The sequence below is a fragment of the Providencia xihuensis genome, from assembly GCF_041953405.1.
Lineage (GTDB): Bacteria > Pseudomonadota > Gammaproteobacteria > Enterobacterales > Enterobacteriaceae > Providencia > Providencia vermicola.
Genome location: NZ_CP169565.1, coordinates 440,534 through 454,989 on the forward strand (window position 1 = coordinate 440,534; position 14,456 = coordinate 454,989).

Consider the following 14,456-nt stretch of genomic DNA (forward strand, 5'->3'; position numbering starts at 1 on the left):
TTAGTGACGGAAATGGCGCATATTAGTGAAAATCATCGCAATACCATGTTCATTTGCCGCAGCAATGACTTCTTCGTCACGAATTGAGCCACCTGGTTGAATAACACAAGTCACACCAACGGCGGCAGCCGCATCGATACCATCGCGGAATGGGAAGAAAGCATCTGAGGCCATCGCACAGCCTGCAACTTCTAAACCTTCATCGGCCGCTTTGATCCCCGCAATTTTAGCTGAGTACACACGGCTCATTTGGCCTGCACCAATCCCGATGGTCATGTCATTTTTAGAATAAACAATCGCATTTGACTTAACGAATTTCGCGACTTTCCAGCAGAATAAGGCATCTTTTAGTTCACGTTCAGTAGGTTGGCGTGTCGTAACAACGCGTAGTTCTTCTTTTTCTACCATGCCTAAATCACGGTCTTGGACTAATAAACCACCGTTAACGCGTTTGAAATCTAAGCCTGCAACGGGTTTATTCCATTCACCGCAAACAAGTACGCGAACATTTTGTTTGGTTTCAAGAATCGGTAATGCATCATTTGCTACTGAAGGTGCAATAATGACTTCAACAAATTGACGTTCAATAATAGCTTGTGCAGTTGTTTTATCTAACTGACGGTTAAATGCGATGATACCGCCGAACGCAGAGGTTGGGTCAGTTTTGAATGCATTATCATAAGCTGCATGAATATCTTTGCCGATAGCGACACCACAAGGGTTCGCGTGTTTTACAATCACACAGGCAGGCTCATCGAATGACTTCACACATTCCAGAGCAGCATCGGTATCGGCGATATTATTATAAGAAAGCGCTTTGCCTTGAATTTGCTGTGCGGTTGCAATCGATGCTTCTTTTGGGTTTTCTTCTATATAGAAAGCGGCATCTTGGTGGCTGTTTTCGCCATAACGCATATCTTGTTTTTTGATAAAGTTTAAATTCAATGTGCGAGGGAAACGACCAGAAGGCTGCGTGGTATCACCATAATAAGGGGCAACTAACTCGCCAAAGTAGTTCGCTATCATGCTGTCGTAAGCGGCGGTGTGTTCAAACGCTTTTATGGCCAAGTCAAAACGGGTTGCCCAATTCAGCGAATTTTGGTGACCATCCATTTCATCAATAATAGTTTGGTAGTCATTGCTGTTGACTACGATCGCAACGTCTTTATGATTTTTAGCCGCAGAGCGCACCATGGTTGGGCCCCCGATATCGATATTCTCAACCGCATCTTCTAGTGTGCAGTTTGGTTTTGCTACTGTTTGAGCAAAAGGGTATAAATTCACAACAACCATATCAATAGGCGAAATATCATGTTCTTGCATGATTGCGTCATCAGTGCCACGACGCCCTAAAATGCCACCATGAACTTTCGGGTGCAACGTTTTTACGCGGCCATCCATCATTTCTGGGAATCCCGTGTAATCTGAAACTTCAGTCACGTTAAGACCTGATTCTGCGAGGAGTTTCGCAGTACCGCCAGTTGATAGAAGTTCAACACCACGTTCGGAAAGCGCTTTAGCGAATTCAACAACCCCTGTTTTATCAGACACACTAAGCAGGGCACGACGAATAGGACGAAGCAGTTGCATGAGATAGATCCCTTGGATTTGAATAAATAAGGCAATACGAATATCAATGAGTGAAAAGCCACTGGCTTTTCTTATATACCTATTTATAAAAGCGGAATTTGATTGCTTCTTCAATAGCGATATATAAGTCACTAACAATTTCAGAACATAAAAACAAAATCAATGCTGAAATTTCGCGCTAATTGTAACGCAAACGTTTGCGTAATGCGCGATAAATTTTAAATTATTTTCGCTTTGTGGATAACTTGGTGGATAAGTCAGTATAAGTAGGGGTTTTGCTGTGGAATGCAGCAGTTGAATAAAAAAATGCAAAAAAGGGGTTGCCAGATTTTTCTGACTCCCTATAATGCGCATCCACTGACCGGGAACAAGACAACGCAAAGCGCGGTGAACACTGAAACGGCAGCGAGAGATTCTGAAAAGAAAAAGCAAAAAATTGCTTGACTCTCACGGAGGAAAACGTATTATACGCCTCCTCGCAGCAACGACCCAGAAGGTCAAATTTCACGACGAAATGCTGCAACGCTCTTTAACAATTTATCAGACAATCTGTGTGGGCACTCACAGGACACTATCAAAAAAATATTTGATTTTAAGTCTTGAAGAGTGACTAACACGTTAATTCATATATATGAACTAATAGGTAATATGTTTTCGTAAGAAGACATACGACAGTAAACATTCTTTGAGCATCAAGCTTTTTAATTGAAGAGTTTGATCATGGCTCAGATTGAACGCTGGCGGCAGGCCTAACACATGCAAGTCGAGCGGTAACAGGGGAAGCTTGCTTCCCGCTGACGAGCGGCGGACGGGTGAGTAATGTATGGGGATCTGCCCGATAGAGGGGGATAACTACTGGAAACGGTAGCTAATACCGCATAATCTCTAAGGAGCAAAGCAGGGGAACTTCGGTCCTTGCGCTATCGGATGAACCCATATGGGATTAGCTAGTAGGTGAGGTAATGGCTCACCTAGGCGACGATCCCTAGCTGGTCTGAGAGGATGATCAGCCACACTGGGACTGAGACACGGCCCAGACTCCTACGGGAGGCAGCAGTGGGGAATATTGCACAATGGGCGCAAGCCTGATGCAGCCATGCCGCGTGTATGAAGAAGGCCCTAGGGTTGTAAAGTACTTTCAGTCGGGAGGAAGGCGTTGATGCTAATATCATCAACGATTGACGTTACCGACAGAAGAAGCACCGGCTAACTCCGTGCCAGCAGCCGCGGTAATACGGAGGGTGCAAGCGTTAATCGGAATTACTGGGCGTAAAGCGCACGCAGGCGGTTGATTAAGTTAGATGTGAAATCCCCGGGCTTAACCTGGGAATGGCATCTAAGACTGGTCAGCTAGAGTCTTGTAGAGGGGGGTAGAATTCCATGTGTAGCGGTGAAATGCGTAGAGATGTGGAGGAATACCGGTGGCGAAGGCGGCCCCCTGGACAAAGACTGACGCTCAGGTGCGAAAGCGTGGGGAGCAAACAGGATTAGATACCCTGGTAGTCCACGCTGTAAACGATGTCGATTTGAAGGTTGTTCCCTTGAGGAGTGGCTTTCGGAGCTAACGCGTTAAATCGACCGCCTGGGGAGTACGGCCGCAAGGTTAAAACTCAAATGAATTGACGGGGGCCCGCACAAGCGGTGGAGCATGTGGTTTAATTCGATGCAACGCGAAGAACCTTACCTACTCTTGACATCCAGAGAACTTAGCAGAGATGCTTTGGTGCCTTCGGGAACTCTGAGACAGGTGCTGCATGGCTGTCGTCAGCTCGTGTTGTGAAATGTTGGGTTAAGTCCCGCAACGAGCGCAACCCTTATCCTTTGTTGCCAGCGATTCGGTCGGGAACTCAAAGGAGACTGCCGGTGATAAACCGGAGGAAGGTGGGGATGACGTCAAGTCATCATGGCCCTTACGAGTAGGGCTACACACGTGCTACAATGGCGTATACAAAGAGAAGCGACCTCGCGAGAGCAAGCGGAACTCATAAAGTACGTCGTAGTCCGGATTGGAGTCTGCAACTCGACTCCATGAAGTCGGAATCGCTAGTAATCGTAGATCAGAATGCTACGGTGAATACGTTCCCGGGCCTTGTACACACCGCCCGTCACACCATGGGAGTGGGTTGCAAAAGAAGTAGGTAGCTTAACCTTCGGGAGGGCGCTTACCACTTTGTGATTCATGACTGGGGTGAAGTCGTAACAAGGTAACCGTAGGGGAACCTGCGGTTGGATCACCTCCTTACCATTGAAGTGTTTTTGTGAAGTGCTCACACAGATTGTCTGATAGAAAGTAGAGCAATAGGCTATACGTGGGAGACTTATTCGCAAGAATAGGGCTTACATGAAAAGCGCAAAAAGTTTTTGTGATTTTCGTGTCCCCTTCGTCTAGAGGCCTAGGACACCGCCCTTTCACGGCGGTAACAGGGGTTCGAATCCCCTAGGGGACGCCAATTGCGCCGATATCGAGTGAAAGACGATGTCCCCAATAATGATTAAGCCAATTATGCAAATAGTTGGTTTAACAATTATGCTCTTTAACAATCTGGAACAAGCTGAAAATTGAAAACAACGCACATTGTTTATCGCTTAAACAATGTGAGAGTCTCTCAAAAATCTCAACTTGAATAGTGTATTTTGACCTATCGAGTCGACGAGCGAAATGAGTTCAAGGCAGCCCGCGCACAGCAAGCGCAGCGTACTTAAGGTACGTGAGCATTGCGCGCACGGACTAACGCCGAAATCATGAAGCACAGTCACTCGTTATCAGAAGACACCTTCGGGTTGTGAGGTTAAGCGACTAAGCGTACACGGTGGATGCCTAGGCAATCAGAGGCGATGAAGGACGTGCTAATCTGCGAAAAGCGTCGGTAAGGTGATATGAACCGTTATAACCGACGATATCCGAATGGGGAAACCCAGTGCAATTCGTTGCACTATCGTTTGATGAATACATAGTCAAACGAGGCGAACCGAGGGAACTGAAACATCTCAGTACCTCGAGGAAAAGAAATCAACCGAGATTCCCCTAGTAGCGGCGAGCGAACGGGGAGCAGCCCAGAGTCTTAATCAGCATTAGCATCAGGAGAACAGTCTGGAAAGGCTGGCAGTAAAGGGTGATAGCCCCGTATCCGAAGGTGTTAGTGTTGTGAACTCGACGAGTAGGGCGGGACACGTGTTATCCTGTCTGAATATGGGGGGACCATCCTCCAAGGCTAAATACTCCTGATTGACCGATAGTGAACCAGTACCGTGAGGGAAAGGCGAAAAGAACCCCGGCGAGGGGAGTGAAATAGAACCTGAAACCGTGTACGTACAAGCAGTGGGAGCACCCTTTAGGGTGTGACTGCGTACCTTTTGTATAATGGGTCAGCGACTTATATTCTGTAGCAAGGTTAACCGTATAGGGGAGCCGTAGGGAAACCGAGTCTTAACTGGGCGAATGAGTTGCAGGGTATAGACCCGAAACCCGGTGATCTAGCCATGGGCAGGTTGAAGGTTGGGTAACACTAACTGGAGGACCGAACCGACTAATGTTGAAAAATTAGCGGATGACTTGTGGCTGGGGGTGAAAGGCCAATCAAACCGGGAGATAGCTGGTTCTCCCCGAAAGCTATTTAGGTAGCGCCTCGTGAACTCATCTTCGGGGGTAGAGCACTGTTTCGACTAGGGGGTCATCCCGACTTACCAACTCGATGCAAACTACGAATACCGAAGAATGTTATCACGGGAGACACACGGCGGGTGCTAACGTTCGTCGTGAAGAGGGAAACAACCCAGACCGCCAGCTAAGGTCCCAAAGTCATAGTTAAGTGGGAAACGAAGTGGGAAGGCTCAGACAGCCAGGATGTTGGCTTAGAAGCAGCCATCATTTAAAGAAAGCGTAATAGCTCACTGGTCGAGTCGGCCTGCGCGGAAGATGTAACGGGGCTAAACTATGCACCGAAGCTGCGGCAGCGACATTTAGATGTTGTTGGGTAGGGGAGCGTTCTGTAAGCCTGTGAAGGTGTACTGTGAGGTATGCTGGAGGTATCAGAAGTGCGAATGCTGACATAAGTAACGATAATGCGGGTGAAAAACCCGCACGCCGGAAGACCAAGGGTTCCTGTCCAACGTTAATCGGGGCAGGGTGAGTCGACCCCTAAGGCGAGGCAGAAATGCGTAGTCGATGGGAAACGGGTTAATATTCCCGTACTGGTGATAATTGCGATGGGGGGACGGAGAAGGTTAGGCTGGCCGGGCGACGGTTGTCCCGGTTTAAGGATGTAGGCAGGTGAATTAGGCAAATCCGGTTCACTATATGCTGAGGTCTGATGACGAGTCACTACGGTGGCGAAGTAGCTCATACCCCGCTTCCAGGAAAAGCCTCTAAGCTCTAGATTATCATTAATCGTACCCCAAACCGACACAGGTGGTCAGGTAGAGAATACTCAGGCGCTTGAGAGAACTCGGGTGAAGGAACTAGGCAAAATGGTGCCGTAACTTCGGGAGAAGGCACGCTGGCATTAGGTGAAGTGGTTTACCCATGGAGCTGAAGCCAGTCGCAGATACCAGCTGGCTGCAACTGTTTATTAAAAACACAGCACTGTGCAAACACGAAAGTGGACGTATACGGTGTGACGCCTGCCCGGTGCTGGAAGGTTAATTGATGGGGTTATCCGTAAGGAGAAGCTCTTGATCGAAGCCCCAGTAAACGGCGGCCGTAACTATAACGGTCCTAAGGTAGCGAAATTCCTTGTCGGGTAAGTTCCGACCTGCACGAATGGCGTAATGATGGCCAGGCTGTCTCCACCCGAGACTCAGTGAAATTGAACTCGCTGTGAAGATGCAGTGTACCCGCGGCAAGACGGAAAGACCCCGTGAACCTTTACTATAGCTTGACACTGAACATTGAGCCTTGATGTGTAGGATAGGTGGGAGGCTTTGAAGCGTGGACGCCAGTCTGCGTGGAGCCAACCTTGAAATACCACCCTTTAATGTTTGATGTTCTAACGTTGCCCCGTTATCCGGGGTGCGGACAGTGTCTGGTGGGTAGTTTGACTGGGGCGGTCTCCTCCCAAAGAGTAACGGAGGAGCACGAAGGTTGGCTAAGCATGGTCGGACATCATGCGGTTAGTGCAAAGGCATAAGCCAGCTTGACTGCGAGAGTGACGGCTCGAGCAGGTACGAAAGTAGGTCTTAGTGATCCGGTGGTTCTGAATGGAAGGGCCATCGCTCAACGGATAAAAGGTACTCCGGGGATAACAGGCTGATACCGCCCAAGAGTTCATATCGACGGCGGTGTTTGGCACCTCGATGTCGGCTCATCACATCCTGGGGCTGAAGTAGGTCCCAAGGGTACGGCTGTTCGCCGTTTAAAGTGGTACGCGAGCTGGGTTTAGAACGTCGTGAGACAGTTCGGTCCCTATCTGCCGTGGGCGTTGGAAGATTGAAAGGGGCTGCTCCTAGTACGAGAGGACCGGAGTGGACGCACCACTGGTGTTCGGGTTGTCATGCCAATGGCATTGCCCGGTAGCTAAGTGCGGAAAAGATAACCGCTGAAAGCATCTAAGCGGGAAACTTGCCTTGAGATGAGTCTTCCCTGACCCTTTAAGGGTCCTAAAGGAACGTTTAAGACTAAGACGTTGATAGGTTGGGTGTGTAAGCGTAGCGATACGTTGAGCTAACCAATACTAATGAACCGTGAGGCTTAACCTGACAACACCGAAGGTGTTTTAGAGAGACGAGATAGTTTTCGAATGTGAGTGAGAAGCCGAAAGGTGACGGACACAGCAGCTTGTTCAAGATTGATGTTCTGGTTTAGTGAAGAAAAGCGCTGAACGGGAACGAACCGAATTTGTCTGGCGGCAATAGCGCGGTGGTCCCACCTGACCCCATGCCGAACTCAGCAGTGAAACGCCGTAGCGCCGATGGTAGTGTGGGGTCTCCCCATGTGAGAGTAGGGAACTGCCAGACATTAAATTAGTGAGAAAGCCACCCATTGGGTGGCTTTTTTGCGTTTGGGGAATGGGGCCAAGAAAAGGCCGAGATGACGAGATAAATAACGCAAGCTAAGCGAATCAATAATCCCCTCAGCAACCAATCGTTGTGTTACCCGTGTTCTGTGCTCACGTCATTATGACTTGTGATTAAAACGTAGAAATTCTTCTAAGCTTATCAATAATCTACTTAGCAACTCATCGTTGTGTGATCCGTATTCTGTGTTTACGTCGTTATGACTTGTGATTAAAGCGGAGAAATTCTTGTAAGCTTATCAATAATCTACTTAGCAACTCATCGTTGTGTGATCCGTGTTCTGTGTTCACGTCGTTATGACTTGTGATTAAAGCGGAGAAATCCTTGTAAGCTTATCAATAATCCTTCTCAGTAACTAACATTACTGTGTTTTTTACTTCTTATTAGATTATGGTGAAGTAGATGACAATATTTTGATTTTTCTAGTTAATGAATTGATTTTATTATTTTTTATTAATTAATTTGAATTGGTAGACCCTTTTGGTTAAGGGAAGAAGAAGATTAGATTAGCTCTAATTAATATCAAAAGTGTATAAGTTAAATCAGTATCTATAAATTATCATGAGTAGATAAAAAATATATAAAATCAGCTAGTTACGTCTCTGCTATATTTGAAAAGAAATCAAGACAAGTCACTTGGCATGAAATTATTTCAATCACCCTTGAAATACTCGACAAGGTGCTTAACATTGGTTAGATTATTTAGCATTCTAGAAGTCTAAACGTATAAAAGTGTAAAAAGGGGATGAACGATGCCGATTCGTTTACCAGACGAGTTACCTGCTGTGAATTTCTTGCGCGAAGAAAATGTTTTTGTCATGACAACGACAAGGGCTAGCCTTCAGGAGATCCGTCCCTTGAAAGTATTAATATTAAACTTAATGCCCAAAAAAATAGAAACTGAAAACCAGTTCCTAAGGCTATTGTCGAATACACCTTTACAGGTTGATATTCAACTATTGAGAATTGACCAAAGAGAGTCAAAAAATACACCGATAGAGCATTTGAATAATTTTTATTGTGATTTTGAGGATATTAAAGGACAAAATTTTGATGGCTTAATTGTCACTGGAGCTCCTTTAGGTTTAGTGGAATTTGATGATGTGTGTTATTGGAGCCAAATTGAAAAAGTGATTACATGGGCTAAAGATCATGTGACTTCAACACTTTTTGTTTGCTGGGCGGTACAAGCAGCATTAAAAGTGCTTTATGATTTGCCAAAATGGACACGTACAGAAAAACTTTCGGGTGTTTATCAACATGATACATTAGAGCCACATGCATTACTAACTCGGGGATTTGACGCCTCATTTTATGCGCCTCACTCACGGTATGCTGATTTTCCTGAGGAGCTTATTCGAGAGTATACGGACTTGGAAATACTAGCGAGTTCTGAAGAAGCTGGAGCTTACTTATTTGCATCTAAAGATAAACGCCTTGCTTTTGTTACAGGGCACCCTGAATACGATAAAGATACGCTTGCTCAGGAGTATTGGCGTGACTTTGATGCGGGGATATCTCCAGAGATCCCATGTAATTATTTTAAAAATAATGATCCAAACAACCCGCCATTGATCAGTTGGCGGAGTCATGGGCACTTACTTTTTTCTAATTGGTTGAATTATTATGTGTACCAGATCACACCTTTCGATCTTAGTCACATGGAGCCGACTTTAGACTAAAAAAGAATCATTATTTTGCTGGTTTTTTAATAATCATTAGGAATGTGGGACTTTATTAATTTTTATGGGGTTAAATTCCAGTTAAAAGATCATTTACAGTATAAAAGCAGCTACTTTGTAGCTGCTTTTTTGTTTTTCGGACAAACTATTCTAATTATAAATCGTTTGATAATTACTTTATTTAACAGATAGTTAACATATTTTATTTTAATAACGAAAATAAAAACCTAAAAAAATTTATAAAAAAACTCATATTTATCATTTAGTTATTAGTGTTTTTCATTAAAATGGAAATCGTTTTTGATTTATTTTGTTTTTGAGATTAAGCTTAATTCATAAACAAATATGAATGAGGGTTGCTCAATGGAACACCAATTATTAGCATCAGATTTAATATTTACTAAAGGAATAGCTGATCGAGATAATCGAGTATTACATAATGATTCTATTGAATTTCTTGTTCATTTAGTTGAGGTTTTTTTACCTCGCAGAAATAAATTACTGAAAGAAAGGCTGGAAAGACAGGCAAAAATTGATGCAGGTGAATTGCCAGGTTTTATTTCGGAATCGAATTCCATAAAAAATGAAAATTGGAAAATACAAAATATTCCAGAAGACTTACGTGATCGTCGTGTTGAAATTACAGGCCCTGTGGAACGCAAAATGGTTATTAATGCCTTGAACGCTAACGTTAAAGTTTTTATGGCAGATTTTGAAGATTCTCTTTCGCCTTCTTGGGAAAAGTTAATTGATGGGCAGATCAACTTAAGTGATGCTATTAACGGTGATATTTCCTATACCAATGAGAATGGTAAGGTTTATCAGCTTAAATCAGATCCTGCTGTATTAATTGCCCGCGTCAGGGGTTTGCACCTCGATGAAAAGCATGTGTTATTTGGTGACACGCCAATTCCTGGCGGGTTATTTGATTTTGCACTGTATTTTTTCAATAACTATCAAGCATTGTTAAAAAAAGGCAGTGGTCCTTATTTTTACATTCCAAAGCTAGAATCTTGGCAGGAAGCGAAATGGTGGAGTGATGTTTTTAGTGCTGCCGAAGACTTTGCAGGATTACCTCGAGGAACAATTAAAGCAACGGTTTTGATTGAAACATTACCTGCCGTATTTCAAATGGATGAGATCCTTTATCACATGCGCCACCATATTGTTGGATTAAATTGTGGACGCTGGGATTATATTTTCAGTTATATCAAAACATTAAAAGAGCACTCTGATAGGGTGTTGCCCGACCGGCAAGTCGTCACAATGACCCAAGACTTTTTAAGTGCATATTCTCGTTTGTTAATTAAGACGTGCCATCGTCGCGGGGCGTTTGCCATGGGGGGGATGTCTGCATTTATTCCGAGTAAAGATGAAGAAGAAAACCAGACGATTCTAGCCAAGGTAAGAGCTGATAAAGAATTAGAAGCAATAAATGGCCATGATGGCTCCTGGGTAGCGCATCCAGGTTTAGCTGATGTTGTCATGGCGGTTTTTGATAAGACACTTGGTGAGCGGGCTAACCAACTTGATGTGTCTCGTGATTCTGACCCAGAAATCACCGCTGAGCAGCTTTTAACACCTTGTTCTGGTGAAAGAACTGATGCTGGAATGAGAGCGAATATCCGCGTTGCAGTGCAGTATATCGAAGCTTGGATATCGGGTAATGGCTGTGTCCCTATTTATGGACTAATGGAGGATGCGGCAACAGCTGAAATTTCAAGAACCTCTATTTGGCAATGGATAAGGCATGGTAAATCCTTGTCAAATGGTGAAAAGGTAACCAAGGTTCTTTTCGAAGAGATGTTAGATGAAGAGCTTCAGGTTATCCAAAAAGAGCTGGGAGATAAGCGCTTTCAAAGTGGGCGTTTCAGAGAGGCGGCAGATTTAATGAGGCGCATTACAACGCAAGACGAGCTCATTGAGTTTCTGACTATCCCTGGATACCAATTATTAGACTAATAATTGCAAATATAACATTCGATAAACCCTACATATTTTTATAAAGGAAGTGGATCATGACGACATCGCGCTTAGAGCAAATTGCCCAATTAGAAAATGAATGGAAAAAACCACGTTGGAAAGGTATTACACGCCCGTATTCGGCTGAAGACGTTATTAAGTTACGTGGTTCAGTTAATTTGGAATATACATTAGCACGTAAAGGCGCTGAACGTTTTTGGGAACAGCTGCACGGGAAATCTAAAAAAGGCTATGTTAATGCACTTGGTGCATTAACGGGCGGGCAAGCTTTGCAACAAGCAAAAGCAGGCATTGAAGCGATTTATTTGTCAGGTTGGCAAGTCGCTGCTGATGCAAATACTGCTTCGAGTATGTATCCAGATCAGTCACTTTACCCTGTTGATTCCGTACCTTCAGTTGTGCAGAAGATTAATAATACTTTTCGTCGAGCTGACCAAATTCAATGGGCTAATGGGATTGGGCCAGATAACAAAGAATATATTGATTTCTTTTTGCCTATTGTTGCGGATGCCGAAGCGGGTTTTGGTGGAGTACTAAACGCCTTTGAGTTAATGAAGAATATGATAGAAGCGGGTGCGGCGGCTGTACATTTTGAAGACCAACTTGCGGCAGTGAAAAAGTGTGGTCATATGGGGGGTAAAGTTTTAGTGCCGACCCAAGAAGCTATCCAAAAATTGGTTGCTGCAAGGCTAGCTGCGGATGTGTCTGGTGTTCCAACTATTTTAATTGCTCGTACAGATGCGGATGCTGCTGACCTTTTGACTTCCGATTGTGATGAGTATGATGCAGGTTTTGTGACGGGAGAACGTACATCAGAAGGCTTTTTCCGTACTAATGCGGGTATTGAGCAAGCGATCAGTCGTGGCTTAGCTTATGCACCATATGCTGACCTTGTTTGGTGTGAAACATCAAAACCTGACTTAGAAGCTGCAAGGCAATTTGCGAATGCTATTCATGCGAAATACCCTGGAAAGCTACTGGCTTATAATTGCTCTCCATCGTTTAACTGGAAGAAGAACTTAGATGATGCCACGATTGCCCGCTTCCAAGATGAACTCGCAGCTATGGGTTATCGCTTCCAGTTTATTACATTAGCAGGTATCCACAGTATGTGGTTTAACATGTTTGACCTTGCACATTCTTATGCGCAAGGAGAAGGAATGCGCCATTATGTAGAAAAAGTTCAGGAATGTGAATTTGCGGCAATGAATAAGGGGTATACCTTCTCTTCACACCAACAAGAAGTGGGGACAGGCTATTTTGATAAGGTGACAACTGTTATTCAAGGTGGAACTTCTTCAGTGACGGCTTTAACGGGGTCAACAGAAGAAGAGCAATTCTAGTCAGTATTTTCTTTATTCGGTGTTTCTGTTTATTTGATGTATCGGTTAACTTTCAGGCACGTTAAGTGCCTGTTTTTTCTTTAAAGAAATAAATGGGGGGTCAATATGATCCTGACAACTGAGCAGATCATCGCCCAAACAATCTTGCAGGGATTTGATGCGCAATATGGGCGCTTCCTTGAAATAACATCGGGGGCTCAAGAACGGTTTGAGCGGGCAGACTGGCATGCTGTGCAATCTGCGATGAAACAACGTATTCAACTATATGATCATCATGTTGGATTAGTTGTTGCTCAGTTACAATTTATGGGGTTAGTACAATCATTAACACCTGATAAATTGGCGTTAATCAAAAATGTTTATAAAACATTGTTACCTGATTATCCACGCTTTGAAATTGCAGAAAGTTTTTTTAACTCAGTATACTGCCGATTATTTCAGCATAGAGAACTGACCCAGGATAACTTATTTATCTTTACCTCGCAGCCAGCGAGACGCTTTTCTTCTTCTCCGCGGCCTCTCGCGAGGGAATACCATGCGGATGATAATTTAGCTTCTTTGCTGTTTTCAATTTTGAGTGGGTTGCCATTAAGGTTACCTTGGAGAAATTTAAGTTTTGATATTCAATGTATTATAAAATCTCTTGAACATCAGTTTTTGAATGCTAATTTGCAAAAATGTAGCCTGCATATTGCAAATGAGCTGTTTTACCGCAATAAAGCAGCTTGGTTGGTAGGCAAAATTTATATTAACGATAAAGTGTATCCATTTTTATTACCAATTCATCAAGATGAACATGGCAAAATATATATTGATACTTGTTTAGTCACATTTGATGAGGTGAGTATCGTATTTGGTTTTGCTCGTTCTTATTTTATGGTATATGCCCCTTTTCCTGCAGCACTGGTGTTTTGGTTAAGGGAAATCCTGCCAAGTAAGTCGATTGCTGAGCTTTATATGGCGATTGGGTGCCAAAAACATGGGAAAACAGAATATTATCGAGAGTATTTAGCGTACATTAACTTTTCTAGAGAGCAATTTACCATTGCGCCAGGGGTTAAAGGGATGGTGATGTTGGTGTTCACTGCACCTGCTTTTGATCGGGTATTTAAAATTATTAAAGATACATTTGCACCGCAAAAAAATGTGACAAAAGAAAGGGTGCAAGAGTGTTATCGGATCGTCAAAGAACATGATCGAGTTGGGCGAATGGCGGATACCCAAGAATTTGAAAATTTTGTGATAAATAAAAGTGCGATTAGCCACGAATTAATGAGAGAACTGTTAAATGAAGCACCATCACAGATTGAAGATCTGGGGGACAAGATATTAATTCGTCATTTATATATGGAAAGAAAGATGGTGCCGCTGAATATTTACATGGATAACGCAAATGGTGAGCAGCTAAATAATGCATTGAATGAGTACGCCTGGGCAATTAAACAGTTGGCCGCTGCAAATATTTTCCCAGGGGATATGCTTTTTAAAAATTTTGGTGTCACACGGCATGGGAGAGTTGTGTTTTATGATTATGACGAAATTTGTTATATGACGGAGGTCAATTTTCGTCATATACCCGAAGCACAGTACCCTGAGCAGGAATTATCTGGGGAGCCGTGGTATAGCATCGGCGAGCATGATGTTTTCCCAGAGGAGTTTGCTTCATTTATTTGCCAAAATAGGCAAATTCGTGATTATTTACAGCAACATCATGCCGATTTGTTTTCAGCGGATTATTGGCAAACACGACAAAAACGCATTTTAAATGGTCATGTAGAGGATGTTTATGCATACCGTGAAGAATTACGTTTTTGCTATCAATTTAACGAATTACTACCTTGTTGAG

6 protein-coding genes, 1 tRNA gene and 3 rRNA genes are annotated in these 14,456 nt (G+C 43.7%); 9 read left to right on the forward strand and 1 reads right to left on the reverse strand.

Annotation, left to right across the window (positions count from 1 at the left end; all coding sequences use genetic code 11):
- Positions 1-1,590: a bifunctional phosphoribosylaminoimidazolecarboxamide formyltransferase/IMP cyclohydrolase gene (gene purH / locus ACE2AL_RS01960; protein ID WP_206086784.1), complete on the reverse strand. Its 1,590-nt coding sequence runs from the start codon at positions 1,588-1,590 to the stop codon at positions 1-3.
- A 285-nt stretch (positions 1,591-1,875) separates the two neighbouring features.
- On the opposite strand from purH, the gene ACE2AL_RS01965 reads away from it, so the two are divergent.
- The 9 genes from ACE2AL_RS01965 to aceK all read left to right on the forward strand — a co-directional run bounded on the left by ACE2AL_RS01965 (position 1,876) and on the right by aceK (position 14,455).
- A complete protein-coding gene (locus tag ACE2AL_RS01965; protein WP_184957435.1) occupies positions 1,876-2,034 on the forward strand; it encodes a hypothetical protein in 159 nt (52 codons plus the stop codon).
- Between the two features lie 258 nt (positions 2,035-2,292).
- Positions 2,293-3,832: ribosomal RNA gene (locus tag ACE2AL_RS01970) — 16S ribosomal RNA — on the forward strand.
- Positions 3,833-3,964: 132 nt separating this feature from the next.
- Positions 3,965-4,040: transfer RNA gene (locus ACE2AL_RS01975), tRNA-Glu, on the forward strand.
- Between the two features lie 337 nt (positions 4,041-4,377).
- Positions 4,378-7,284, forward strand: a 23S ribosomal RNA gene (locus tag ACE2AL_RS01980).
- Positions 7,285-7,426: 142 nt separating this feature from the next.
- A 5S ribosomal RNA gene (rrf, locus tag ACE2AL_RS01985) occupies positions 7,427-7,542 on the forward strand.
- The 16S, 23S and 5S rRNA genes sit together here with 1 tRNA gene alongside, the layout of an rRNA operon.
- A gap of 812 nt (positions 7,543-8,354) precedes the next feature.
- The gene (metA, locus tag ACE2AL_RS01990) at positions 8,355-9,284 is read left to right on the forward strand and encodes a homoserine O-succinyltransferase (RefSeq protein WP_272539930.1); all 930 of its coding nucleotides are present in this window, start codon (positions 8,355-8,357) and stop codon (positions 9,282-9,284) included.
- Between the two features lie 363 nt (positions 9,285-9,647).
- Positions 9,648-11,246: a malate synthase A gene (gene aceB, locus ACE2AL_RS01995; RefSeq protein WP_272539931.1), complete on the forward strand. Its 1,599-nt coding sequence runs from the start codon at positions 9,648-9,650 to the stop codon at positions 11,244-11,246.
- 56 nt (positions 11,247-11,302) lie between these two features.
- Positions 11,303-12,610, forward strand: a complete 1,308-nt coding sequence (gene aceA / locus ACE2AL_RS02000; protein ID WP_206086209.1) for an isocitrate lyase — start codon at positions 11,303-11,305, stop codon at positions 12,608-12,610.
- Positions 12,611-12,715: 105 nt separating this feature from the next.
- A complete protein-coding gene (gene aceK, locus ACE2AL_RS02005) occupies positions 12,716-14,455 on the forward strand; it encodes a bifunctional isocitrate dehydrogenase kinase/phosphatase (protein ID WP_206086210.1) in 1,740 nt (579 codons plus the stop codon).
- Position 14,456 lies beyond the last annotated feature (1 nt).